A 24667-nucleotide genomic window follows, 5' to 3' on the forward strand; every position below is an offset into this window, starting at 1 on the left:
AAGGCTGCCCGCGCTCTCGCTGGGAATGTTTTGATGCGCGTCACGATGATTGGCACTGGTTATGTCGGCCTGGTGTCTGGAGCCTGTTTCGCCGACTTCGGCCACACCGTGGTCTGCGTCGACAAGGATCCCTCGAAGATCGAGCGACTACATCGGGGCGAGATCCCGATCTTTGAGCCCGGCCTGGAACAACTGGTGGCCGACAATGTCAGGGCCGGCCGTCTGGAGTTTACCCTGGACGGCGCCGAGGCGATCCGCTCGGCGGATGTCGTCTTCATCGCCGTGGGCACGCCGACGCGGCGCGGCGACGGCCATGCGGACCTGTCCTACGTCTATGCGGCAGCCGAGGAGATCGCGGGCCTGATCGAGGGCTTCACCGTCATCGTCAACAAGTCGACCGTTCCCGTGGGCACTGGCGACGAGGTCGAGGCCATCATCCGCCGGGTCAATCCGGACGCCGACTTCGCCGTGGTCTCGAACCCTGAGTTCCTGCGCGAAGGCGCCGCGATCGAGGACTTCAAACGCCCGGACCGCGTCGTGGTCGGTACGGACGATGATCGCGCCAAGGCCGTGATGGCCGAGGTCTATCGTCCGCTGAGCCTCAACGATTTCCCCGTCATCTATACGTCGCGCCGGACGTCCGAGCTGATCAAATACGCTGGCAATGCCTTCCTCGCTTTGAAGATCACCTTCATCAACGAGATCGCCGACCTGTGCGAAAAGGTCGGAGCCGACGTGCAGCAGGTCGCCAAGGGCATCGGTCTGGACGGAAGGATCGGCTCGAAATTCCTCAACGCCGGCCCCGGCTACGGCGGCTCCTGCTTCCCCAAGGACACCGTCGCCCTGGTCCGCACGGCCCAGCAGTACGGCACGCCGGTCCGGCTGGTGGAGACGACAGTCGAGGTCAATGACGCGCGCAAGAAGGCCATGGCCGACCGGGTCATCGCGGCCTTGGGCGGCTCCGGTGCGGGCAAGACCGTCGGCATTCTCGGCCTGGCGTTCAAGCCCAACACCGACGATATGCGCGACGCCCCCAGCCTCGACATCGTGCCCGCCCTGATCGCTGCCGGGGTCAAGGTCCAGGCCTATGATCCCGAGAGCATGCACGAGGCGCGGAAGCTTCTGCCTGACGTCGACTACCGGGACGACGCCTACAGCGCGACACAGGACGCCGACGCGATCGTGATTCTGACGGAATGGGATCAGTTCCGCGCTCTGGATCTCGACCGGATCAAGCTGATGGCCCGGGCGCCGGTCATCGTGGACCTGCGGAACATCTATCGTCCGGCGGAAATGCGCGCCCGCGGGTTCGCCTACACCAGCATCGGACGGGGCTGAGCCTCATGACCGTCGTTGTGACCGGAGCGGCCGGCTTCATCGGCATGCACGTGGCGCAACGCCTGCTGCAACGCGGAGAGACCGTCGTCGGCGTGGACGACTTCAACGCCTATTACGACGTCGCGCTGAAAGAGCTGCGGGCGGGGCGGCTGGCGACCTATCCGGGCTTCCGCATGGTGCGCGCAGATATCGCCGACGCCGAGGTCATGGCCGAACTGGTCCGCGCCTCGGGCGCCGACCGTGTGGTCCATCTCGCCGCCCAGGCCGGGGTCCGCTACTCGATCGAGAACCCCTTCGCCTACCAGCGCTCGAACCTGCAGGGCCACCTCTCGATCCTTGAGGCCTGCCGCCACAACCGCGTCGAGCACCTGGTCTACGCCTCGTCCAGCTCGGTCTATGGCGACCGGCCGCTGGCCGGGCAGGGCTTCCGCGAGGACGATCCGACGGTCAGCCCCGTCTCGCTCTATGCCGCCACCAAACGCTCCTGCGAACTGATCAGCCAGAGCTACGCCTCGCTCTACGGCTTCCCCCAGTCGGGCCTGCGGTTCTTCACCGTCTATGGGCCGATGGGCCGGCCTGACATGGCCTATTTCAGCTTCACCGAGAAGATCATGGCGGGCGAGCCGATCCAGGTCTTCGGTGAGGGCCGGATGGCGCGCGACTTCACCTTCATCGACGACATCGTCGACGGCGTCATGGGCGTGCTGGACAGGCCGCCGGCCCCGGGCGGGCACGAGATCTACAACATCGGCGATTCCAGCCCGGTCGGCTTGATGGAGATGATAGCCACCCTGGAGACGGCGCTGGGTCGCGAGGCGGTCAAGGTCATGCGCCCGATGCAGGCGGGGGACGTCACCGCCACCTGGGCCGACGTGTCCAGGCTGACCGCCCTGACCGGCTATGCGCCCAGGGTCGCCCTGGCCGAGGGGCTGGGCCGGTTCGTGACCTGGTGGCGGGACTGGCGCGGGCTGTAGGGCGTCGTCAGCTTCCGTATGCGCGCCATCGCTATCTCAGCGATGAAGCGGTGCTATATCTGCGCGCCTGACGGCCGGGTTTCGGCCGGATAGCTCGTGGGGGGCTCACATGCCGGATCAAGTCACAGTCACAACCAACCAGGGCTGGTTCAGCCGCATCGGCTCGGCCTTCGCCGGCGTTCTGGTCGGTATCGTCCTGATCTTCGCCTGCGTGTGGGGGCTGGCCTGGAACGAGGGTAATGCCGTCAAGGTCGCGCGCGGCCTGACCGAAGGCGCCGGCGCCGTGGTCGAGGCGCCCGCCTCTCCGATCGATCCCGCCAACGACCAGAAGCTGGTCCACGTCACTGGCCAGACCGTTGTCACCGCGCCGCTGGAGGACAATCAGTACGGTGTCGCCGCGACCGGCCTGAAGCTGTCGCGCACCGCCGAGATGTATCAGTGGCAGGAGGAGTCGAAGTCCGAGAGCCGTACCAAGCTCGGCGGCGGTGAAGAGACCGTCACCACCTACACCTACACCAAGGCCTGGTCCTCGACCGCGATCGACTCCAGCGCCTTCAACACCCCGGCCGGTCACGAGAATCCGGAGATGTCGGTCGAGAGCGCCGACATCTATGCGACCGACGCGACGCTGGGTGACTATCGTCTGGAGGAGAACGTCCTCAGCCAGGTCGGCGGCGCCGAGGCCGTGAACCTGACAGAACAGACCGATGCCATCGAGGCCGCCGCCGGCGAGGCTTCGACCCTGACGGTGTCGCAAGGCGCGATTTTCTTCGGCGAGACCCCGCAGACGCCCGCCATCGGCGACACCCGCGTCTCCTATGAGGCCACCCCGGCGTCGGAAATCAGCGTCGTCGCCCGTCAGAACGGCGACAACTTCCTCGACTACCGCGCCCGCAACGGCTCGGAATTCCTGCTGGTCGCGGACGGCGACGTGCCCGCCGGCGACATGTTCCAGTCGGCCCAGGACGCCAACAACGTGATCGCCTGGATCATCCGCGTCGTCGGCATGGTCCTGCTGATGGTCGGTTTCGGTCTGATCCTGGCGCCGTTCGGGGTGCTGGCCGACGTCCTGCCCCTGGCCGGAACGATCGTGCGGATGGGCACGGGCCTGATCGGCTTCGTGCTCGGCCTGATCGTCGGCACCGTGACCATCGCTTTGGCGTGGCTGGCCTTCCGTCCCATCACCACGATCATCATCCTGGCCATCGGCGGCGGTATCGCCTTCGCCGTCTACCGGGTCGGTCGCGGCCGTTCAAAGAAGAAGCTCGCTGCTGAAGCCGAAGCCGCACCTGCGGCCTGACGTTTCCGCTGCCTCATGCTAGGCGGGGAGGACCATGTCCTCCCCGTTCGTTCTCCGCCTCCATCCTGATGACGACGTCGCCGTCGCCGTCCGCGCCCTGACCGCCGGCGAGACCGTCGATGGCGTCACCGCCACGACCGATGTCCCCGCAGGCCATAAGATCGCGCTCAAGCCGGTCCCCGTCGGCGGCCAGGTCCGCAAATACGGTCAGGTCATCGGCGCGGCCAGCGCCGCCATCGCGCCCGGCGACTGGGTCCACGCCCACAACCTTGGCATCGGCGATATTTCGGCCCGTGCTGACACCGGTATCACGGCCGGCGTCGTCTCCGTCGCCAGTGAGCCGCGCACCTTCGACGGCTACCTCCGCGCCGACGGACGGGTGGGAACGCGCAACTATCTGGCGGTGGTCACCTCGGTGAACTGCTCGGCCATGGTCGCTCGCCGCATCGCGCGCGAGACCGAGGCGCGGCTTGGCGACCGCTATCCCCATATCGACGGCGTCGTCGCCATCACCCACGGCTCGGGCTGCGGCATGGCCTCCGAGGGCGAGGGCATGGACATCCTGCGCCGGACGCTCGCGGGGTATGCGCGCCACCCCAATGTCGCGGGCGTTCTGATGCTGGGCCTCGGCTGCGAGACCAACCAGATATCCAGCCTGATGGAGGCGGAGCAGATGGCGGGGTCCCCCGACCTCGGCGTCATGGCCATCCAGGACGAGGGCGGCGCCGCCTCGACCATTCAGCACGGCGTCGACCGGCTGATGGAGATGGCCGACCGCGCCGCCTCGCTTGAGCGTACGCCCCAGCCGGTGTCGAAACTGATTGTGGGTCTCCAGTGCGGCGGCTCGGACGGCTATTCCGGTATGACCGCCAACCCGGCCCTCGGCCGCGCCGTCGATCTGCTGGTCGCCCATGGCGGCACGGCGATCCTGTCGGAGACGCCCGAGATCTACGGCGCCGAACACCTGCTGACCGGCCGCGCCTCGCCCGAGGTCGCCGCCAAACTCATGGGCCGCATCGCCTGGTGGGAGAAGCACGTCGAGACGACCGGCGGCTCTCTCGACAACAATCCCTCCGCAGGCAACAAGGCTGGCGGCCTGACGACCATCCTCGAGAAGTCGCTCGGCGCCGTGGCCAAGGCAGGCTCCGCGTCCTTGGCGGCCGTCTACGAATATGCCGAGCCGGTCACGGCCCACGGCCTCGTCTTCATGGACACGCCCGGCTACGACCCCGTCTCGGCCACGGGCCAGATCGCGGGCGGGGCGACCCTGATCTGTTTCACCACAGGCCGCGGCTCGGTCTTCGGCGCCAAGCCGGCCCCCAGCCTGAAGCTGGCCACCAACAGCGCCCTGGCCCGCCGCATGCCGGACGACATCGATATCGACTGCGGCCGCGTGCTGGACGAGGGGATATCGCTGGACGCCCTCGGCGCCGAGATCTTCGAGACCATCATCGCCACCGCCTCGGGCAAGGTGACGGCCTCGGAGGCGCTGGGCTTCGGCGAGGACGAGATCCAGCCCTGGCGCCTCGGCGCGACGATGTAGGCCCCGACAGGGGACCTAGTCCGCCTGGGTCTTCAGATACGCAATGATGTCGGCGCGGCGCTGGCCGTCCTTGATGCCGACGAAGGTCATCTTCGTGCCTGGCAGATACCCGCGCGGATTCTCGAGGAAGTCGTACAGCCGCTGTTCGTCCCAGGCTCCGCCCGCTGCGGCCATGGCGGTGCTGTAGCGATAGTCCGCCACCGTCCCGACCGGTCGCCCGACGATCGCGTGCAGGCTCGGCCCGACCCGGTTCACCCCGGCCTCGACCGCATGACAGCTGCGGCATTGGCCGAAGCCGATCCGCCCCGCCTCGGCATCGCCCGTCAGTCGGGTTATATCGGCGACCTGAACGACGGGCGCCTCAGGCTTGTCCGGCCGAGCGGGCTCGCCGGAACAGGCCGCCAGCAGGCTGGCGCCCAGCAGCGTCAGGACTTGCAATCTATTCATGGACGCCTCGTTTCGCAGCCGACCTAGGCTGTGGTCCACAGCCCTGTCAACGCGACGCGACGCGCGTCTTGGAGACGTAACGATGTGGGTCTAAGCGGGGCCATTGCAACTGCTCCGGTGTCCTTGATGTCCCGACTGTCCGCTCCCCTGCTGCTGACCTTGGCGACCTGTCTCATCGCCCCGGCGGCAATGGCTCAGACCCCGTCATCGGCGACTCCTGGCCCGCCGCCCGAGCGCCCGTCGCTGGTCGTGACGATCGTCGTCGATCAGCTCAGTACGAATCTCTTCAACCAGTACCGCGACCGCTTCACCGGCGGCCTGCATACCCTGGCCTCTACCGGCCTCGTATACGCCAATGGCTTCCAGCAGCATGCGATGACCGAGACCTGCCCGGGTCACGCCACGATCCTGACCGGGGTCAACCCGGCCAGTGCGGGCATCCCCGCCAATGACTGGATCGACCGCACGACCGGCGCGGAAGTCTATTGCCTGGCCGCACCCCGGAACACGCTCGCCCACGGCCGCATCACCGACAACGGCCCGGTCGGCCCCGATCAACTGCTCGCGACGACCCTGGGTGACTGGCTCAAGGCCGGGAGTCCCACCAGCCGCATCTTCGCCGTCTCCGGCAAGGACCGCGGCGCCATCAACCTGGCCGGCCACCATGGCGACGGCGCCTTCTGGATGACCGACGGCTTCGGCTTCACCACCTACGTCGAACCGGGCCAGACGGCCGAGGCCAAGCTTGCGCCCGTCGCCGCCCTGAACGCCCGCATCAACGCCCGTCTGGCCGCCTCTCCACCGACCTGGACCTACACCCGCGCCGAGTGCCGCGCCCTGGAAGGTGACTGGACCATAGGAACCGAGACCTTCCACGCCACCTTGCCGCCCGCGACGGGCTTCAAGCTGGACACGTCGCCGATTCTCGACGAGCTGACGCTGGAGGCCGCGACCGAATTGCTGGACACCCAGTCGCTGGGGCGTCGCGGCGTCACCGACATCCTCGGCGTCAGCCTCTCGGCCACCGACCGGATTGGTCATGCCTTCGGCACCCAGGGGCCGGAGATGTGCGAGCAGATGTACCGGCTTGACGCCGCCCTCGGCGTCTTCATGGATCGCCTGTCCCAGCTTCCGGGCGGCGTTGTCGTCGTCCTGACTGCCGACCATGGCGGCTCTGACTTCCCCGAACGGATGCAAGAGCGCGGCTACGACGACGCGGTGCGCGGCGACCCGGCCCTGTTGGGCCGCATCAATACGGCGCTCAGGGACCGCTTCAACCTGACCATCGATCCGCTGTCCTATGGCGGCTCCGGCCTGATGGTCGTGGGTGCGGGCAATGTGGAACTGGCCGACCATCGCCGGGACCAGATCGCCGCAGCCGCCGTCGCCCTCCTGCGCGCCGAGCCCAATGTCGCCGGCGCCTGGACGATCGAGGATGTGCTGGCCTCGCCCCTGCCGCCGCGCAACCTGAGCCCCCAGGAACTGACCCTGCTCCAGCGCCACCGCCTCGGCGCCGTCGAAGGCCGCTCGCCCGACATCGTCGTGGCCCAATGGCCGAACACCACCACGGTCGCGGGCCGCGTCGGCGGCACCCTGTCCACCCACGGCACGCCCTGGGACTATGATCGCGGCGTGCCGATCGTCTTCTGGTCTCCGAACATGCAGGGCCAGGAACGGTTCTTCCCCATCCGCACCATCGACATCGCCCCGACCCTGGCCAATATCGTCGGCGTCGAGGCCCCGAAAACGGTCGAGGGTCGCTGCATGGATCTGGGACTGTTCGGCGCCGGCGATTGCCCTGTCGTCGCTCCGGCGGCGTCGGCGGCCGAACGTCGCCCCTCCGCCCTCCAGCGCACGGTGACCGGGATGGCTCGTCGACTCGGCGCCAGGTAACAGAGACTCACTTCTCGTTTCCCGTGGGGGAGCCGGCCTTCCTCCCGGCGCGTTTCGTGGCACAACGTCGTCTCAGGAAACGCGACCGGCCAACGGGACCATCATGAACAGAGCACGCCGCGCGCGCATCGTCGCGACCCTGGGACCGGCCAGTCGGGCTCCCGGCATGGTCAAGGCCCTGGCCCAGGCGGGGGTCGATGTCTTCCGCCTGAACTTCAGCCATGGCTCGCATGAGGATCACGCCGCCAACCTGAAGGCCGTGCGCGGCGCCGAACTGGCGCTGAAGCGTCCGCTGGGCGTCCTCGCAGACCTGCAAGGCCCCAAGCTGCGCCTCGGCCGCTTCGCCGATGTCGAAATCTCGGTGAAGCCGGGCCACAAGATGCGCTTCGACCTGGATCCGACGCCCGGCGACGAGACGCGGGTTCAGATGCCGCACCCGGAAATCTTCAAGGCCCTCCGAGAAGGCATGCTGCTGCTGCTCGACGACGGTCGGGTCCGTCTGCGCGTAGGCAAGCGCACCGACGAATGGGCCGACGTAACCGTCGAGAGCGGTTCGAAGCTGTCGGATCGCAAGGGCGTCGCCGTGCCCGAGGCCGTGGTGCCCGTCTCGGCCCTGACCGCCAAGGATCGCGAGGATCTGGCCTTCGCCCTCCGCATCGGCGTCGACTGGGTCGCCCTGAGCTTTGTTCAGAAGGCCGAGGACATGGCCGAGCTGAAGGCGATCGTGAAGGGCCGCGCCGCCTGTCTCGCCAAGATCGAAAAGCCCCAGGCGCTCGACGCCCTCGAAAGCATCCTCGACTACTGCGACGGCGTCATGGTCGCGCGGGGCGACCTGGGCGTCGAGATGGAGCCGGAAGAGGTGCCCGTCGCCCAGAAGCGCATCATCCGCGCCGCCCGCCAGCGCGGCGTGCCGGTCATTGTCGCCACCCAGATGCTGGAATCGATGACAACCTCGCCCGCGCCCACGCGGGCCGAGGCTTCAGACGTCGCCAATGCGGTCTACGAAGGCGCCGACGCCCTGATGCTGTCGGCCGAGACGGCGTCCGGCGACTATCCGCTCGAGTCCGTCGGAATCATGAACCGGATCATGGAGCGGGTCGAGGCCGACCCCCTGTGGCCCAGCCTGATGGACGCCGAACACACGGGCATGGACGACATCGACGCCGACGCGCTTGTCGCTGCGGCCCGCAAGGCCGGCGAGGCCCAGTCCACCGCCTGTATCGTCGTCTTCACCACCCTCGGCGGCACCGCCCGGCGCATGTCGCGCGAACGCCCGCTCCAGCCGGTGCTGGCCCTGACCCCCAACCCCGACACCGCGCGTCGCCTGTCGCTGGTCTGGGGTCTGGAACCGCGCCTCGGCAAGGAGCCTGCCTCCCTGGAGGACGTCACAGAGGATGCTGTGAGATCAGCCATCGAATACGGCCTCGCCCAGCCGGGCCAGCGCGTCCTGATCCTGGCCGGAACGCCCTTCGGCGCGCCGGGGGCTGCGAATCTCCTGCGACTGGCGCATGCTCCGATGAAGAAGGCGCGCAAATAGCAATCCTCCCCGTAGGGGGAGGGGGACCGCGAAGCGGTGCAGGGGGCCAACCCCGGACACCGCACTCGCCGTGAGCCCCCTCCGTCAGGGCGCGAAGATGCGCCGCGCCTTGAGGATCTGCTCGTATACGAGCAGACCGCAAGCCCCGACGGGGGAGGATTGGGAGCGTCATGATCAAATACCTCGGCTCCAAGCGGGCCCTGCTGGATCCGATCGCCGCCGCCGTCCGCGCCCTGCTGCCGGAGGGCGGCCACATCTGCGACCTGTTCTCCGGCACGGCCCGCGTCGGCCATGCCCTGAAAGGCGCCGGCTTCCAGGTCTGGTCCAACGATCACAACGCCTATGCCCACGCTCTCGCAACCGCCTATGTCCAGGTTGACCGCGACGTGTGGGCGGATAGAGCCGAGGCCGTCCTCGCCGACCTCTCCGCCACGCCCCCCGCCGCCGGTTGGTTCACCAGGGCCTTCTGCGAGGACGCCCGCTATTTCACGCCCGAGAATGGCGCCCGCATCGACGGCATGCGCGACCGGATCGAGGCCATGGGTTTGGAGCCCGAACTCAAGGCCATCGCCCTTGTCAGCCTGATGGAGGCCGCCGACCGGGTCGATTCCACGGCCGGTCTGCAGATGGCCTATATGAAGTCCTGGGCCGCGCGGGCGCTGAAACCCCTGACGCTGCGGATGCCGACGCTGCAGCCCGCCGTCGCCGCCGGTCCCTGCCGCGCCACCCGGGCCGATGCGCTGGAGACCGCCGCCGCCTTCGACGGCGATCTCGTCTATCTCGACCCGCCCTACAACCAGCACTCCTACCTCGGGAACTACCATGTCTGGGAAAGCCTGATCCTGTGGGACCGGCCCGAGACCTACGGGATCGCCAACAAGCGGATCGACGTAAAGACGAGGAAGAGCGCCTTCAACTCCCGCCCCGGCATCGGCCCGGCGTTGCAGGCCGTGATCGAGGCGATCCGCGCGCCCAACCTGATCGTCTCCTTCAACGACGAAGGCTATCTGAGCCGCGATCAGCTGGTCGAGATGCTGTCGGCGCGCGGCCATGTGCAGGTCGTGGAAATCCCGCGCCCCCGCTACGTCGGCGCCCGTATCGGCATCCATAATCCCAAGGGCGAGAAAGTCGGGGCCGTGGGGCGTCTGCGCAACGTCGAATACCTGTTCGTGGTCACTGAACGGCCCGTCGCACTCGCAGCTTGACCATTCTGGGAACGAGGGTCTCATTGCGTCGTTAGAGCGGCATGGAAGAGCTGATCGTGACCCAGGGCCCCGTCAATCCTACGCGTCCCGGCGCCGTTCGCGACGCTTTGAGCGCCTATCAGACCGCCGCCTGGCGTGCGCCCGCCGCGACCCGATTCGACAGCCGCCCGGCCAATGACTTCCTGTCGCGCGCAGAAGTCATCGCGCCGACGACCTATGGCGTCCAGCCGGCCGAGATGGAGCCCTTGCCGCGCTGGATCGTAGTCGCCATCGGCTGCGTCGTCGCGGCCCTGCTCGGCGCCCTGCTGGGCGGGATGATGTCCGTCTAGGTTTCGAGCAGCGCCCGGATCGGCGCCCAGCTGCGCCGGTGGATGGCGCAGGGTCCCATGGCCTTCAGCGCCGCCTGGTGGATCGGCGCGTTGTAACCCTTGTGCGAGGCGAAGCCGTAGCCGGGGTATTCGGCGTCCATCTCGATCATGATCCGGTCGCGTGCCGTCTTGGCCAGGATCGAGGCCGCCGCGATCGACAGCGACAGTCCGTCACCGCCCACCGCCGTCTCCACGTCGCAGGGCAGCTTGAACCGGTAGTTGCCGTCGACCAGCGCCGCCTTCGGCTGCACGCTCATCGCCTCGATTGCCCGACACATGGCCAGGCCCGTCGCCTGCAGGATGTTCAGGTCCTCGATCTCTTCGGGCGAAGCGAACCCGACGCCCCAGGCGACGGCGCAGCGCTTGATCTCGACCGCGAGCACCTCGCGCCGACCAGCTGTCAGGGCCTTGGAGTCGTTGATGCCCTCGGGGATGTCGTCGGCCGACAGGATCACTGCGCCCGCCGAGACTGGCCCGGCCCACGGCCCGCGCCCCGCCTCGTCCACACCGCACACGAGCCCGCCGACCCGCTGCGCCAGCAAGGTCTCGAGCACAAGCGTCGGGAACGACTTTCCCATCCCCATCACCCTGCACCCCGGCGAAGGCCGGGGTCCAGTTGGAAAACCCGGTCTTCCGATCTGTGGAACCTGTGCCCGATCCCGACCGCCCGTGACCGTGATCTGGGCTCCGGCCTTCGCCGGGGTGCACGGGGGGATTGTTGGATCACCAGGGTCACGACGCGCCCATAGCCCGGACATCCTCACAGCGGAAGCATCCGGCGACGTGGTCGTTGACCATCCCCGTCGCCTGCATCGAGGAAACTACTGTTGAGTAGGTGAGGTGGGTCACGTCTTGAACTGGATTGGACATCTCAAACGTCAGCGATGGGAGGTTAGCGAGCGTCTACGCAGCCTATGTCAATTCTCGCGCTTTTCTGTCAGCCCAAAAAGCCAAGGCGAACACCACGAAAAGCAAAACCATCAAGCCGTTCAGCGTCCATTGCTGAAGTCCAGAGATGTAGAACGGATCGCCATGATCGGAGAGTCGGAAGAGTTTGTCCCCAGTCGGGATGTTTGGACTGTTCTGTCCCAGCCAAGACCGGAATGCGAGAAAGGCCGCCCACAGCATGAGGGACGTCGCGCCTAAAGCGTTTCGGATCAACCGCATCGATGTGTCCTCATGATCCCAGAGGTGTCCGACACCTCATTAGTGTCCGCAACGGACCGGAGAGGTCAAATATTCAAGGCCGAAATCAGACGATAACATCAGGGGGGCCCATCGCGCGGACCTCTTCACAGCGGAAGCATGAGTTCATGTGATCGTTAACCAGACCCGAGGCTTGCATGCGACCAGCTACAGTTCTGCACATAGGTTAGGCCCGATCAGGTCGCGGGATTTGGCGCCTGTAACCGAAGCCGAGGTTGACGCAGAACCAGCGAAAAAGCGCAACGGGCGACACTCCAATGGGGTCAGGCTTCCCTCGGCGCGGTCACGGCTTTGGGTCCGCTCGATTTACCAGCCATCTTCCGCGCAGCCTTGGGCTTCCGCCCGCCCTGCCCCAACCCCAACGATTTGGCTATCGCTGACCTTTTGGCCGAATAATATGGCGAAACCATCGGGTAGTCGCCCTTCAAGCCATAGCGGTCGCGATATTCCTTTGGGGTCATCTCGTGGCCGTTCAGATGCCGTTTTAGGCTCTGGTAGGTCTTCCCGTCGATAAAGCTGACAATACCCGCTTCGCTGACGGACTTTCTAATCTCTGACGCTGTTGGCAGGTTGTCTGTCGTTTGCTCCTCGGCATTCACATCTCGCCCAGCGTTCTTCAACGCCTGATGGGTGGCAACAATCAGTTGCGGTAGATCAACAGGCGACACGGCATTGTTCGAGACGTAGTTGGCGACAATTCCGGTCGTCATTGCCAAAAGTGCGGTCGATTGATTGTCGGCCATGCAGGTGTCTTTCTCGATTTGTAGGTTACTCTACAGGCCGAGAATCGGCCCGAACATGATTGTAAAAGCAGAAAAAGGTTTGCCGTTGGGAAAACAGTTGGCTCCAACCTCCAGATGTCCCCAGAGAGCCGCGCACAGCCCCTTCAGGGGCGTTTTGTAGTAGTGATACGGCCGACACCATTCATGCCGTCAGAGACGCGCTGAGAGCCATCCGGCTATGATCAGGTTGCCTATTGGACGAGGTGTGGCCTCGATATCATCCAAGCCGCCAGTCCAAGCCCCATGGCAGCGGCCATCCAGATAACCACCACGACTATGGCCGCGCCCCGGCTTGTCGGTCGTTGGGCTACTGCCTCGGCTCTGGCTCGCAGTTCGACGACGAGGGCGACTGGCATCAGCTTCACCGCCAACCAGATTCCGACCGGCACCAGCACCACATCGTCAAGGTACCCTAGCACGGGGATGAAGTCGGGGATCAGGTCGATGGGCGACAGGGCATAAGCGGCGACCGCCCCGGCCAGCAGCTTGGCTTGCCACGGTGTCCTCGGATCGCGCGCAGCCAGCCAAAGCATCACCACGTCGCGCTTGATCGTCCGCGCCCAGTCTCGCAGCCGCTTCCACATGAGCGCCCCCTACCAGTTCTGCCGTTCGGCGAGAACCAGCAGATCGCGAAGCTGGTTCTCGACCGTCTGGGTGCGGTCGGCCGTCGAGACACAGGCTTCGATGGCCTTGGCGAAGGAACAGCGGACGAGCGTAGGCGTTCGCCTGTCATGATTAAACGCTCCCTTCCGATCCTGCTGCTCGCAGGTGCCGTTGTTGCCCTGTCGGCATGCGCCACCCTTCAACGTGGCCCTGTCGGCAACACGGCTGTCCCCCAACCCGCCAAGCCCGTGGACCTTAGCCGGTATGCCGGTCGCTGGTATGAGACTGGGCGTTATGAGGCTGGGTTCCAGCGTGGCTGCGAAGGCAGCACGGCGACCTACGAAATGCGCGACGACGGTTTGGTCCGCGTGGTCAACACCTGCCGTCAGGACCGGCTGGACGGCGAACTTCGCTCGGTCGAGGGCAAGGCCAAGATCGTCGATGGCAGCGGGAACGCCAAGCTGAAGGTGTCCTTCTTTGGCCCCTTCTACATCGGCGACTACTGGGTGCTGGATCACGCCGAAGACTACTCTTGGTCCATCGTCGGCGAGCCTTCGGGACGGTATCTCTGGCTTCTCTCGCGCACGCCCCAACCGTCCGCAGAGGCCCGCGAGACGATCATGAACCGGGTTCGTGAACTCGGCTACGATCCGACGCTGGTGCGGCCCACCCAGCAGCCGGAAGGCTGATCAGGCCGCGACGCTCTCCATCGACCGCTTGATGGCCATCACAGTGGTCGTGGAGGCAAGATGTAGCCGAGCGGTGGCGCTGATGGAAGAACAGGCTCTTACGGGTCGTTCAAGCGTCAAAGAAAAGGATCGAACGACCGATCTTCCGTCAACGGCGCGATGAACAGGCGGTCGCACTGGGCATCGCTGTTGGTTAAGGCGATCACTTCGAACTCGTCGTTCCCCGCTTCCATCACCTCGGCGGCCAAATCGGTGAACTCCTGCTCAAAGCCGGAACGCCGGAACAGAAGCACACCGTCTTTAGCGTCGAGCACGCCGTAGACCGGAGAGCCTTCGAGAAGGGTGTCGAGAAGAACGGACATAAAGACCGAAGCCGCAATCCCACAGATGGTTCACCGCTCAGGTTGCCAACGAGTCGACGGAGCCTAGTCCATCGGCATCACGAACATCTGGCTGTAGCCGACGCCAGCCGCGTGCCGCTCACCTACTATCTGTTCCCGCTGATCGCCGGAACCGGCCTGACTCTCGTTCAGGAGATCGTCTGGGATCGCTGCGCCCAACAGAACACCACCCAGCGTTTTTCGACGCGCACGGAGCGGTGGCTCTATCTGGTGAAGCCGGGAGTGCTGAAGGGCGGTCGCGGTCGTCCCAAGATCATCCACCCTACGTTCAACCTCGACGCCGTTCGTCGCCCTTCGACGTCGGCTGACAAGCGCAACAATCCCGAAGGCGCGAACCCCTCGGACATCTGGGCAATCACTCAAGTCCACGGCACGTCCAAGGAGCGCACCGATCATCCGTGCCCGTTCCCGCAAGTGATGATCGAGCGCATGGTGCTGGCGTGTTCCAATCCCGGCGATGTCGTTCTGGACCCCTTCGGCGGTTCTGGCACGACGGGCGCGGCGGCGCTGGCCCATGGGCGTTCTGCGCTGATCATCGAGCGTGAGCCGACCTACTGGCCGATCATCGAGAAGCGTCTCGGACTGCGCGATGATGCCGTTCGCCTGATGCTGGGTGAAACGATGGCCCGAATGGCTGAAATACCCGACCAGTCGGTGGACCTGATTGGCGCGGACCTTCCGTATGGATGCACGCGGGCACAGTGGGATGAGATCATCCCGATGGAAGCACTCTGGGCCGAGTATCGCCGCGTTCTGAAGCCGACCGGCACCGTCGTTCTCACGTCTGCGGGGATGTTCTCCGCGAAGCTGATGATGGCCGCGCCCGACCTCTACAAATATTCCATGGTCTGGGAGAAAACTCGGGCCACGCGCTTCGTCCATGCGAAGTCGCAGGTTCTGATGGAGCACGAAGACGTTCTCGTGTTCTCCAAGGGCGGCATCGGAAACCGCGCTTCCAGCCCCATGACCTACAACCCGCAGGGACTGGTCGAACTCCATGAACCTCGCGTGAGCCGCAACGGCGGGGTGGGATCGGTGCTCTACAAAACCCACCCCTACCGTTCCGATTCCCAACGCCGCCAAACGCACACCAACTACCCCCGTTCGGTCCTGCGCTTCCTTCCCGTCTGTCTACAAGCCGGTTCACCCCACCCAGAAGCCTATCGAACTGTTCGACTGGATCGTCCGCACCTACTCCAATCCCGGGGACGTCGTACTGGACAACACGATGGGGAGCGGGACGACCGGCTGCGCGGCGGTGGCCGCTGGGCGCAAGTTCATCGGCATCGAGCGCGATCCCCAGTTCTTCCAGATCGCCAAAGAACGAATCGAAGCTGTCAGCGACGTCGCCAACGACAATGCTGGAACGAGCGCGGACGCTGCGGCTGTGCCGATGCAGTTCGAGGCCGCCAACGACGCCGCGCCACGCCATGATGTCATCAGATACGGAACCGTGTGCTCTGGGGTCGAAGGGGTGAGTTTGGCGTGGGAGCCGTTGGGCGGCTTCGAACCTGCCTTCTTCTCCGAGATCGAAACCTTTCCGAGCGCGGTCCTGAAACACCACTGGCCCGACGTCCCGACCAGACGGCGAGCACGAGTGAACGGCTCCGCCCTGACCTTCGGCTAAGTTCTGGGTTGGGCGACGAGAAACGCGAGGTGCGGCCGTTCGCCGAGTCGCGAAGTGATGAACTCGGTCAAGTCCGCCTCGCTGGCTACCATTTGCTCCGGCGTGATCGCCCCCCTGAACAGTTCGTATCGCAGCCACACCCGGTAGGTGTTCACAACATCGGTCTCACCGTAGTCGGCGCACTCTTGGATGCGACCGGCGCGGACGTGCTCCCAGACCTTCGAGCCGTCGATGCCCTCCGGCTTGCCGGGCAGCCCCATCATCTTGCAGAGGTCGTCGAGCGTGGTCTTCGCGTTCGATTGGAAGCTGGCGCGCTCGTCGCACAGATCGACGTGCGCTTGGTCGTATCGCTTGAAGTAGGGGCGGGAGGTCAGCCCCGGCGCGGCGATGCCGTTGACCATCGCACGGTAGCGCAGGACCGGCATGTCGAACCCGTTGCCATTGAAGGTCACCAACGTCGGCCGGAGGCTGTCTACGCGAGCGGCGAATGCCGAGATCAGATCGGTCTCGCTTCGCTCGCCGATGTGGGGGGCACCCAGCGACTGGACGCGCCAAACGCCGTCGATCCGCTCTGCGATCAGCGCAGCGAGTACGGCGACCTTGTGAAGCGGAAGCTTGGGGAACTTCTCGCCGAGCAGTTCGACAGCCACATCGTCGGTGAGGGCCTCGCGACCGTGAAGGCGACCGCCCGGTTTTTGAGAACCTTGGCGACTGTCGCGGAAGACCAGACGGAATAGGTGTCCTTGCGACCGTTCCCCCATGGTCTGACATCATTGGCGTTGAGCCGCTTGGCGATGACCGAAGCGCCATAGCCGGAGAGGTAGAGGTCGAAGATGTCGCGAACCGTCTTCACCCGTTCGTTGCGTTTCGATTTGTCTTGGTTCAGCCACCCCGGAAGAGCCGTGGTCATGTTTACGCCATTGGCTCTGGCCCGTTGCCAGTTGTCGGTCGTGCGGATGGACTTGGCCTCAGATTGACCGTGTGCTCCCGCCATTTGTGCCAGAGGGTCGATGATGCGGGTCCACTGTTCTTCGAACGTCTCTTCGTTCAGCCGTGCCTTGTTCGCGACGGTGATGATCGTGACCCCGGCATTGGTGAAGACGCGAAGCTGATCCCACGCCTTCATGACTTTCTCGCGGGAAAGCCGGTCGATGTTTTCCGTGAGGATTATGTCGCCTTGGCCAAGTTCGCCGGAAGCCACCCGTGCCAGTAGCTTCCCCATCTGACCGCGAACGTGGACAGCGTGGAACGCGGACTTGGCACGGTCGATCAGGGGAGGCTCCGTGATCGTCAGACCGTTGGCCTTCGCATACGTTTCGGCCATCTCCACTTGACGTTCGACAGAGTTCCCGTCGTGCTGGCCAGAGCCGGAATAACGGGCATAAATCAAGACCTTCATGGAGCCGGAATACCGAATGCCATTAGGTTGTCAAACTGTGGTTGGGTGGATGAAGGCATAGACGATCACGGGGCCGCAGAAGTTGAAGCCCCGCGTCTTCAGCGCCCTGGCCATGGCGACGGAGGCCTCCGTCTGGGTCGGAACGTCGCCGCCCACGCGATGTCCCTGCACGGGCGTCCCGTCCACAAACGACCACAGCCAGGCCGAGAAATCCTCGCCGTTGTCGCGCATCTCGACGAAGATCCGTGCTCCCCTGATCGCCGCCTCGATCTTGGCGCGCGAGCGGATTATGCCGGGGTTGGCAATCAGCCTCTCACGGTCCGCATCGTCGAACTTCGCCACCACATCCGGGTCGAACCCGGCGAAGGCTGCGCGCATCGTCTCGCGCTTCCTCAGGATGGTGATCCACGCCAGCCCGGCCTGGAACCCGTCCAGCACCAGCTTCTCCCACAGGGCGCGGGAATCGTACTCGGGCACGCCCCAGTCAGTGTCGTGGTAGTCGACATACAGCGGGTCCGTCCCGCACCAGGTGCAGCGTCCGGGCGATTCGGTCATGCCCGCAGCCTACCACGCCCCGAACAAGCGAAACCCCGCCCGTGTTTCCACGGGCGGGGCTCCTCGGGTCTCGACAGCGATCAGGTCGTGCGGAAGCCGGCCGGACCGTTCATGCCGGCGGGGAAGAAGCCCCCGCTGGTCTGGCCTGTACCGGACTTCAGATAGACGATGTTCAGGCCCTGTTGCACGGTGCGGCTGAACGCCAGGGCGTTGGCATCGCCCGGGAAGATATTGGACGCGGCGGCGTTGCCGGTCCCGGTCGTCGTGATGCCCTGATCCAGGTCCGTCGTTCCATCCAGGCTGTCACGAGCGTTGGAGATCGCCAGGACCGGCGTCTCCAGCCCCTTGGCGGTCAGCACGGTGCGAACCAGCCCGGCGTGATACGCCTCAGCCGCCAACAGGCCGGCTGCCGCTTCCAGGAACACCTTGCTGGTGACCAGCGGCGAAGCGCCCTTGTAGAGGGTCACGCCGACGTCTTCGAAGATGAAGGCGCCGAGCAGGAAGTTGTTGTCGTTCAGATACGGGTCGAAGGCCTGACCTGGCCCGACGAGACCAGCGGCGCGTGCAGCGCTGGAGAAGGCGCCGTTGGGATCGGTCCCGCCGACGTCGATCGCCGGTTGGGCCACGGCCGCGCTGCCCAGGGCGGTGCGCAGGAAGTTGACGTGGGCGACCTCATCGGCCGCGATCTCGTTGGCGTAGCGGCGGACGAGGGGATCGGAGAAGGCGACCTGACGCCCGCCGATGACCGCGCCCTGGGTCCCAGTGCCGCTCAGCGAGCTCTGCGGCAGGCCGGTCCCGAAAGCGGCAAACGAATAGAACTGGGCTTCCAGATACTCGAGCTGCAGCGCGAAGTTCAGGATCTCGACATCAAGGTTGGGCGAACCTGCGGGCGGGTTCTGGGCCACGGCCGTGTCACTGGAGCTGGAACAGGCGCCCAGAACTGCGCCGCCGACGGCGCCGACAGCGAAGCCGCCGCCCCATTTGAAGAATTTCCGCCGCTCGTTGCGGCGTTCGACCCGCTGGTCGAGGGCGTCGATGATGAGGTCTGTCTTGGACATGCCGAAAATCCTGCGTCTATGAGCCCGTTCCGCAGGAAGATACTCGTGACCGTGACGTTTGGTTGCGTCCGGCCTTGGGCAATTGCCTAAATTTTTCCACCATTTAGCCGGACTTATCGTTTCAGCTTTGGCTGAATACGCGTGTCAGACTGGAAAGTAAGCTGGACGGTAGACCGCTGCCACACGCCCATCGACGGACAAATTTCCATCCAGACGGTCAAGTCGCACCAGCGCCATCGCAGCCCCATCGCGACCGGTCAGGACCTCGCCCGCGCGCAGTTCGCCGTTCAGCACCTCTGTCCCGGCCGCCGGGGCCGGGCCGTCGAAAGTCAGCGGCAGCATCCGCTTCTTGATCTCGCCCCGCCGCTTCATCCGCGACGTTGTCTCCTGGCCGACAAAACACCCCTTGGCGAAGTCTATGCCGTTCAGCAGGTCGAAATTGGCCTCGATCGGATAGGTCCCGTCATCGACGTCCCGCGCAGGATCGGGGACCCCGACCGCCAGTCGGTGCGCCTGCCAGTCGTCCTCGCTCGCGTTTGCGCCACGCTCGCCGACGGCACGCCCGCCGAGCGCCGCCGTGCGCGGATCGGCGGTGAAACCTTCCGCGACGCCCGGCCAGCTGACCGCCACCGGCCGCTGATCGGTTGCGACCTCGACCTTCGCCCTCAACCTGTACATCGACAGCCGCTGGATCAGGGCGCCGCGTTTCTCCGCCGCCACGTCCAGCATCACCCCATCCTCGTCGCCCCACAGGAACAGGTCGAACAGCAGCCGCCCCGGTGGCGATAGCATCGCTCCGAATCGCAGGGCGCCCGGCTCGAGAGTCTCCACGTCCTGGGTCAGCAGGTTGTGCAGGAAGTCCCGGGCATCCGGCCCGCTGACCTTCACCAGGGCGCGACTGTCGAGGCGGGCGATGTGTTCGGTCATGGGCGAGAGATAGGGGGTGCGAGGCGAGATGGGGAGGGGAGTGATCCGTCTCCCTCCCCAAACGAGGAGGGAGAACGACGCAACAACCGCCTCACACTCGCCACGAGAGAATCCGTATACGGTGTGCCCATGAACGTGCGTTTCCCCATTCTCTATATCGCCGAGGCCGACGCGGAGGCCGCTGTGCTCTCGTCCGGCGCCCTGGCGCATCTCGTCGATGCCGTTCCGAACGCGGACTTCACCATCGTCGGCTCGGCGGCCTCCGCGCCCCTGTTCGCCGACACCCCACGCCTGCATCGCCTTATCGTGCTCGACAAGACCGGTCGCTGGGACTGGATCGCCCTGTGGAACCAGGTCCGCGACACCCGCTGGGGTCTCGTCGTCGACATGCGCGGCACGCGATTCTCCGAACGCCTGCGCCGCCAGAGGCGCGCCGTGCGCGGCTCCGACCTGCCGGGCCTGCACGCCGTCGAACAGGCCGCTCGCATCCTTCAGCTCGATGACATCCCCGCGCCGCGTCTGTTCTTCAGCGAGGAGACCCATGCCGCTGCTGACGCACTGATCGGGCCCGACACGGCCCCGCTGCTGGCGGTCGGTCCCGGCGCCGACTGGATCGGCAAGCGCTGGCCGGCCGAACGGTTCGCCAAGGTCGCCGCGCCGCTTCTGGCCGATGACGGCCCGCTCGCGGGCGGCCGTCTGATGATCGTGGGCGAGGAGGCCGATCGTGACGCCGCCCACGCCATCCGCCTCGCGGTTCCCCGCAAACGGGTGATCGAGCTGCAGGGCAAGCTGACGCGGCTCCAGACGGCCGCCGCTCTGTCGCGGGCCTCCCTCTATATCGGCGGCGACTCGATCTGGACCCAGCTAGCGGTCGCTGCGAGCGTGCCCTCGGTCGCCGTCTTCGGCCCATCGGACGATGGCCTCGTCGGCCCATGGCAGGGCGTCTCGATCCGGGGCGAGCGGTCTCTGGACGAGTTCAAGGCCGTCGATCCGCGCCTGAACCAGGCCATCCACCACATGCTCGGCCTGCCCGCCGACCGGGTCCTGCGCGCCGCGCGCGGCCTGCTGGCGAAAAAAAATGCGGTTCCGAACCCGGCGCCCCTCAAACCTGAAGTATAACAGCGGCGAAAGCTTCGGACTGATCGGACGCTTCGGACGGTGTTCTTGACGACCGGACCGCGCCCAAGACCCAGACCTTTGACCTGATCGTCCGTGGCCGGGTCGTCATGTCCAGCGAGGAGCTGATCGGCTCGGCCAAGGCCGCCCGGTCCGCTTCCAGGAAACATTGCCCGTCTAGAGGATCGAGAAGCTGACGCCGCAGCCACAGCTGGTCGCCGCGTTCGGGTTGCGGATTACGAACTGGGCGCCCGCCAGTTCATCGATCCAGGCGATCTCGGAGCCCTTAAGGAAATGAACCGAGATCGGGTCCACGAGCGCCGCCTGACCGTCGGTCTCGATCCGCAGGTCGTCCGCCTCGCCCGTCTCAACGAGGTCCATCCGGTACTGGAAGCCGGAGCAGCCGCCGCCGTCCACCGCCACGCGCAGCAGGACGGGATGGCCCTCGACCTCCGCCAGCCGGGCCAGTCGCCTTGCCGCGCTCTCGGCCAGCACGATGCCCTCCGGCGCGCGTTTCGCGATCTTCAGTTCAGTCGGGGCCGGTTGGACGGAGGTCATGCCTGTCTATATGAGGCTGCAAAGGCCCGTTCGCAAAGGCCGTCCGCGAGAACATTGCGCTTGAGCCAGACCGACGCCCGCGCTCCGTACGCCGAACTGGCCGCCAACTCGCGCGGACGCCTTGTTCCGGAGGCGCCGAGCCGCACGCGCAACGCCTTCGCCCGCGACCGAGACCGGATCATCCATTCCACCGCCTTCCGCCGCCTGAAGGGGAAGACCCAGGTCTTCGTGGCGCACGAGGGTGACCACTACCGCACCCGGCTGACCCACTCTCTGGAGGTGAGCCAGATCGCCCGTTCGCTGGCCCACGCCCTGCGGCTCGACGGCGAACTGGCCGAGACCGTCGCCCTCGCCCACGATCTGGGTCACCCGCCCTTCGGCCATGCGGGCGAGGACGAACTTCAGGCCCGAATGGAGCCCTGGGGCGGCTTCGATCACAATGTTCAGACGTTCCGCGTCGTCACCAGGCTTGAGACCCGCTACCCGGCCTTCGACGGCCTGAACCTGAGCTGGGAAACGGTCGAAGGCGTGGTCAAGCACAACGGGCCGGTCTCGCACATGCTGGATCAGCCGGCCTGGCGGGCTATCGCCGACTTCGCGCCGGGCTGGGACCTCCGGCTCGACAGCTTCGCCTCTCTGGAGGCCCAGTCCGCAGCCATTGCTGACGACATCGCCTACAACAACCACGACGTGGACGACGGGGTTCAGGCGGGGCTGTTCACCTTGGCCGACCTCGCCGACGTGCCCTTGATCGGCCCGGTGCTGCACCAGACCCGCCGCGACTGGCCCGATCTGAACGGGCGGATGATCCGGCTGGAGGCTGTGCGACGCATGATCGGGGTCATGGTCGAGGATGTCCTGGCAGAGACCGAACGGCGCCTGGCCGACGATAACATCCGGTCCGTCGAGGAGGTTCGGACCGCCCGTCGGACCCTGGTCCAGTTCTCCGATCCGATGATGGCGGACCTGGGCGTCCTGCGCCGGTTCCTGTTTGAGCGAATGTATCGCCACTACCGTGTCAACCGGACCCGCAGCCAGGCGCGGCGCATCCTGGCCGACATGTTCCAGCTTTTCGTGGCCGAGCCAGAGGTCATGCCGACGGAATGGGGCGAGCTGGCCGCAACCGGGGACCTGCAGAAGCGAGCGCGCGCCGTCTGTGACTACATCGCGGGCATGACCGACCGCTATGCGATCGAGGAGCACCGAAAGCTGTTCAACCTCGACCTCGCCCTCGATCTGTGATTCGAAAGAGACGCTGCAGGGGCTAGACTGTCAGGCCGGAGCGTCGATTCGCGCTCTGGTCCCCGAGAAGGCGACGACCATGTCCTATGACGACGACCAACGCCCCCGCGACCGTGGCGCCTATACGCCGCCGACGGATGACGACCTGCCGTTCAACCGCGGCGGTTTCGACGCCCGTCGAGGTCCGCCCGCCAAGGCCCCGCCGGTGACCTTGATTGTCAGCGCCGGCGTCCTGCTGGTGCTGATCATCGCGGTGGTGCTGTTTTATCGTTCCGGCCTGCGCTCCTCGACCGATGCGCCGCCTGCTGTCGGCACCCCCATCGCCCAGCTGAAGGTCGAGGCGTCCGAGGAGGCCCAGCCAATCGATCCGGAAGCCGGCGTCGGTCTCTACGACCAGGCCGAGGATGCGGCCACGGCGCCCGAGTTCACGGCCCCGCCCGAAACCCCGCTTCCCCGTCCCGCCCCGCGCCCGATCGAGACCGCCGAGGCCCTGCCGCCTGCGCGTCCCGCGACGCCCGCGCCCACGCGCCCTGCGGCCCCGGCCGCCACAACGCCCGCTCCGGTCGCCAACGGCGCCGGCGGAGCGGCTGCGGTCCAGATCGGGGCCTTCTCCTCAACAGCCATCGCCGACCGGGAGTACGCCTCGGTCGCCGCCCGTTTCCCGCAGTTCGCCCGCAACGCCACCAAGCGAGTGCAGGAAGTCACGGCGTCAAACGGCTCGACCGTCTATCGCACCACCTTCACGGGCCTCAGCCGCGAAGACGCCCGCGCCTTCTGCTCCGCCATCGAAAGCGGCGGCGGCGACTGCCTGGTGCGATAGGGATTTGAACAGCGCCGCCATCTATGGCTGCTCGGGGCCCGTGCTGACGGAGGAGGAGCGCACCTTCTTCGCCGAGGTCCGGCCGTGGGGTTTCATCCTGTTCCGCCGGAATGTGGACAGCCCGGAACAGGTTCTGAAGCTGACCAGCGACCTGCGTGACGCCGTCGGCTGGGACGCACCGGTGCTGGTCGATCAGGAGGGTGGACGGGTCCAGAGGCTGGGGCCGCCGCATTGGTCGAAATACCCGCCGGGAGAGGCCTATCTGAAGGCGACCAACGATTGGCTCGCGGCCCGGGAACTGGCGCGGCTGGGCGGCCGGCTGATGGCGCACGACCTGAAGGCGGTCGGCATCAACATCGACTGCGCGCCTGTTCTGGACGTGCCGACGCCGGGCGCCCACGACATCATCGGCGACCGCGCCTACGCCAAGGATCCGGCGACGGTGGCCCAACTGGGCCGGGCGGTCGCAGAGGGCCTGTTGGCCGGCGGCGTCCTGCCGGTGATCAAGCATATGCCCGGTCATGGCCGCGCCTTCGCCGACAGCCACAAGGAGCTGCCGACGGTGCATGCCGACCTCGAAACCCTGGACAACTGGGACTTCGCACCGTTCAAGGCCCTGTCGGACATGCCCATCGGGATGACGGCCCATATCGTCTTCACGGCCATCGACAGGAAGCGGCCGGCGACCCAGTCGAAGAAGGCGATCAAGCTGATCCGCGACCATCTGGGTTTCGGCGGCCTCCTGTTGTCCGATGATCTCTGCATGAATGCCCTGTCGGGGACGCTGACGGAGCGGGCGGAGCGGTCGCTGAAGGCCGGATGCGACCTCGTCATCCACTGGACCGGCGACATGGCCGAGATGCGTCAGGTGGCCGAGGGCGTGCATCGGCTGAAGGGCGGGGCGGCGAAACGAGCGGAGGCAGCGCTGGCCCGGATCGTCCACACGCCGGAGCCGCTGGATGTCCGCGAGGCGCGCGACCGGTTCGACGCCCTGCTCGGCGGTCGGCTCGACGCCTCGCAGGGGCCGGACGTGGGCGAGGCGCAGGCCCCCGCCTCAAGCCGCGCCAACGCGCGGTAGG

Annotated in this window: 25 protein-coding genes and 1 pseudogene; 15 read left to right on the forward strand and 11 right to left on the reverse strand. The window is 66.2% G+C overall.

Annotation, left to right across the window (positions count from 1 at the left end; all coding sequences use genetic code 11):
* Window positions 1-33: 33 nt before the first annotated feature.
* The 4 genes from ACP7AZ_RS07315 (at window position 34) to ACP7AZ_RS07330 (ending at window position 5155) form a co-directional block, all read left to right on the forward strand.
* Window positions 34-1338: a UDP-glucose dehydrogenase family protein gene (locus ACP7AZ_RS07315; RefSeq protein WP_426037523.1), complete on the forward strand. Its 1305-nt coding sequence runs from the start codon at window positions 34-36 to the stop codon at window positions 1336-1338.
* A 5-nt stretch (window positions 1339-1343) separates the two neighbouring features.
* The gene (locus ACP7AZ_RS07320) at window positions 1344-2312 is read left to right on the forward strand and encodes an NAD-dependent epimerase/dehydratase family protein (protein ID WP_426037525.1); all 969 of its coding nucleotides are present in this window, start codon (window positions 1344-1346) and stop codon (window positions 2310-2312) included.
* A 109-nt stretch (window positions 2313-2421) separates the two neighbouring features.
* The gene (locus ACP7AZ_RS07325; protein ID WP_426037527.1) at window positions 2422-3612 is read left to right on the forward strand and encodes a TMEM43 family protein; all 1191 of its coding nucleotides are present in this window, start codon (window positions 2422-2424) and stop codon (window positions 3610-3612) included.
* A gap of 34 nt (window positions 3613-3646) precedes the next feature.
* Window positions 3647-5155 (forward strand): UxaA family hydrolase, encoded by a 1509-nt coding sequence (locus tag ACP7AZ_RS07330; RefSeq protein ID WP_426037529.1) that lies wholly within the window; start codon window positions 3647-3649, stop codon window positions 5153-5155.
* 15 nt (window positions 5156-5170) lie between these two features.
* Here ACP7AZ_RS07330 and ACP7AZ_RS07335 read toward each other — a convergent pair whose 3' ends face one another.
* Window positions 5171-5602 carry a c-type cytochrome gene (locus ACP7AZ_RS07335; RefSeq protein ID WP_426037531.1) on the reverse strand — a complete coding sequence of 144 codons (432 nt, stop codon included), beginning with the start codon at window positions 5600-5602 and terminating at the stop codon, window positions 5171-5173.
* 126 nt (window positions 5603-5728) lie between these two features.
* Here ACP7AZ_RS07335 and ACP7AZ_RS07340 point away from each other — a divergent pair, with 126 nt between their 5' ends.
* From ACP7AZ_RS07340 to ACP7AZ_RS07355, 4 genes are all read left to right on the forward strand, one after another.
* Complete coding sequence (locus ACP7AZ_RS07340; RefSeq protein WP_426037533.1) at window positions 5729-7495, forward strand: alkaline phosphatase family protein; 1767 nt, start codon at window positions 5729-5731, stop codon at window positions 7493-7495.
* Between the two features lie 103 nt (window positions 7496-7598).
* Entirely contained in the window at window positions 7599-9032 is a 1434-nt protein-coding gene (gene pyk, locus ACP7AZ_RS07345) for a pyruvate kinase (protein WP_426037535.1), read from the forward strand.
* A gap of 170 nt (window positions 9033-9202) precedes the next feature.
* Window positions 9203-10237: a DNA adenine methylase gene (locus ACP7AZ_RS07350; protein ID WP_426037537.1), complete on the forward strand. Its 1035-nt coding sequence runs from the start codon at window positions 9203-9205 to the stop codon at window positions 10235-10237.
* A 41-nt stretch (window positions 10238-10278) separates the two neighbouring features.
* Window positions 10279-10566 (forward strand): hypothetical protein, encoded by a 288-nt coding sequence (locus ACP7AZ_RS07355; protein ID WP_426037539.1) that lies wholly within the window; start codon window positions 10279-10281, stop codon window positions 10564-10566.
* Here ACP7AZ_RS07355 and ACP7AZ_RS07360 read toward each other — a convergent pair.
* From ACP7AZ_RS07360 to ACP7AZ_RS07370, 3 genes are all read right to left on the reverse strand, one after another.
* Window positions 10563-11183 carry a ribonuclease HII gene (locus ACP7AZ_RS07360; RefSeq protein WP_426037541.1) on the reverse strand — a complete coding sequence of 207 codons (621 nt, stop codon included), beginning with the start codon at window positions 11181-11183 and terminating at the stop codon, window positions 10563-10565. The two genes, ACP7AZ_RS07355 and ACP7AZ_RS07360, sit on opposite strands and share 4 nt — an antisense overlap.
* 891 nt (window positions 11184-12074) lie before the next feature.
* Window positions 12075-12554, reverse strand: a complete 480-nt coding sequence (locus tag ACP7AZ_RS07365; protein WP_426037543.1) for a MucR family transcriptional regulator — start codon at window positions 12552-12554, stop codon at window positions 12075-12077.
* 230 nt (window positions 12555-12784) lie between these two features.
* On the reverse strand, window positions 12785-13177 hold the full coding sequence (locus tag ACP7AZ_RS07370; protein WP_426037545.1) for a YkvA family protein: 393 nt from the start codon (window positions 13175-13177) through the stop codon (window positions 12785-12787).
* Between the two features lie 147 nt (window positions 13178-13324).
* On the opposite strand from ACP7AZ_RS07370, the gene ACP7AZ_RS07375 reads away from it, so the two are divergent.
* Entirely contained in the window at window positions 13325-13885 is a 561-nt protein-coding gene (locus ACP7AZ_RS07375) for a lipocalin family protein (RefSeq protein ID WP_426037547.1), read from the forward strand.
* Between the two features lie 116 nt (window positions 13886-14001).
* Here the strand turns inward: ACP7AZ_RS07375 and ACP7AZ_RS07380 are convergent, their stop codons facing one another.
* Complete coding sequence (locus ACP7AZ_RS07380; protein ID WP_426037549.1) at window positions 14002-14247, reverse strand: hypothetical protein; 246 nt, start codon at window positions 14245-14247, stop codon at window positions 14002-14004.
* Between the two features lie 111 nt (window positions 14248-14358).
* Between ACP7AZ_RS07380 and ACP7AZ_RS07385 the strand changes: the two are divergent.
* Window positions 14359-14847: pseudogene (locus ACP7AZ_RS07385) on the forward strand (DNA-methyltransferase); the annotation flags it as partial.
* A 619-nt stretch (window positions 14848-15466) separates the two neighbouring features.
* Window positions 15467-15913, forward strand: coding sequence for a DNA methyltransferase (locus ACP7AZ_RS07390; RefSeq protein WP_426037738.1), 447 nt, complete (start codon window positions 15467-15469; stop codon window positions 15911-15913).
* Here ACP7AZ_RS07390 and ACP7AZ_RS07395 read toward each other — a convergent pair.
* The 5 genes from ACP7AZ_RS07395 to ACP7AZ_RS07415 all read right to left on the reverse strand — a co-directional run bounded on the left by ACP7AZ_RS07395 (window position 15910) and on the right by ACP7AZ_RS07415 (window position 19852).
* The gene (locus tag ACP7AZ_RS07395) at window positions 15910-16563 is read right to left on the reverse strand and encodes a 3'-5' exonuclease (RefSeq protein WP_426037551.1); all 654 of its coding nucleotides are present in this window, start codon (window positions 16561-16563) and stop codon (window positions 15910-15912) included. The two genes, ACP7AZ_RS07390 and ACP7AZ_RS07395, sit on opposite strands and share 4 nt — an antisense overlap.
* Window positions 16491-17312 (reverse strand): recombinase family protein, encoded by an 822-nt coding sequence (locus ACP7AZ_RS07400; RefSeq protein ID WP_426037553.1) that lies wholly within the window; start codon window positions 17310-17312, stop codon window positions 16491-16493. Before ACP7AZ_RS07400 ends, ACP7AZ_RS07395 begins: the two co-directional genes overlap by 73 nt.
* A gap of 30 nt (window positions 17313-17342) precedes the next feature.
* Window positions 17343-17867 (reverse strand): DNA-3-methyladenine glycosylase I, encoded by a 525-nt coding sequence (locus ACP7AZ_RS07405; protein ID WP_426037555.1) that lies wholly within the window; start codon window positions 17865-17867, stop codon window positions 17343-17345.
* An 80-nt stretch (window positions 17868-17947) separates the two neighbouring features.
* Window positions 17948-18925 (reverse strand): ferritin-like domain-containing protein, encoded by a 978-nt coding sequence (locus ACP7AZ_RS07410; protein WP_426037557.1) that lies wholly within the window; start codon window positions 18923-18925, stop codon window positions 17948-17950.
* Between the two features lie 144 nt (window positions 18926-19069).
* Window positions 19070-19852: a YgfZ/GcvT domain-containing protein gene (locus ACP7AZ_RS07415; RefSeq protein ID WP_426037559.1), complete on the reverse strand. Its 783-nt coding sequence runs from the start codon at window positions 19850-19852 to the stop codon at window positions 19070-19072.
* Window positions 19853-19981: 129 nt separating this feature from the next.
* Between ACP7AZ_RS07415 and ACP7AZ_RS07420 the strand changes: the two genes are divergently transcribed.
* The gene (locus ACP7AZ_RS07420) at window positions 19982-20971 is read left to right on the forward strand and encodes a glycosyltransferase family 9 protein (protein ID WP_426037561.1); all 990 of its coding nucleotides are present in this window, start codon (window positions 19982-19984) and stop codon (window positions 20969-20971) included.
* Between the two features lie 174 nt (window positions 20972-21145).
* On the opposite strand, the gene erpA is transcribed toward ACP7AZ_RS07420, so the two are convergent.
* Window positions 21146-21526: an iron-sulfur cluster insertion protein ErpA gene (gene erpA, locus ACP7AZ_RS07425; RefSeq protein ID WP_426037563.1), complete on the reverse strand. Its 381-nt coding sequence runs from the start codon at window positions 21524-21526 to the stop codon at window positions 21146-21148.
* A gap of 54 nt (window positions 21527-21580) precedes the next feature.
* On the opposite strand from erpA, the gene ACP7AZ_RS07430 reads away from it, so the two are divergent.
* From ACP7AZ_RS07430 to nagZ, 3 genes are all read left to right on the forward strand, one after another.
* Complete coding sequence (locus ACP7AZ_RS07430; RefSeq protein WP_426037565.1) at window positions 21581-22768, forward strand: deoxyguanosinetriphosphate triphosphohydrolase; 1188 nt, start codon at window positions 21581-21583, stop codon at window positions 22766-22768.
* A 79-nt stretch (window positions 22769-22847) separates the two neighbouring features.
* A complete protein-coding gene (locus ACP7AZ_RS07435; protein WP_426037567.1) occupies window positions 22848-23588 on the forward strand; it encodes an SPOR domain-containing protein in 741 nt (246 codons plus the stop codon).
* Window positions 23589-23592: 4 nt separating this feature from the next.
* Window positions 23593-24666, forward strand: a complete 1074-nt coding sequence (nagZ, locus tag ACP7AZ_RS07440; protein ID WP_426037569.1) for a beta-N-acetylhexosaminidase — start codon at window positions 23593-23595, stop codon at window positions 24664-24666.
* The last annotated feature ends 1 nt before the right edge of the window (window position 24667 follow it).

Origin of the sequence: Brevundimonas sp. DC300-4 (genome assembly GCF_049897365.1) — a bacterium.
Classification (GTDB): domain Bacteria; phylum Pseudomonadota; class Alphaproteobacteria; order Caulobacterales; family Caulobacteraceae; genus Brevundimonas.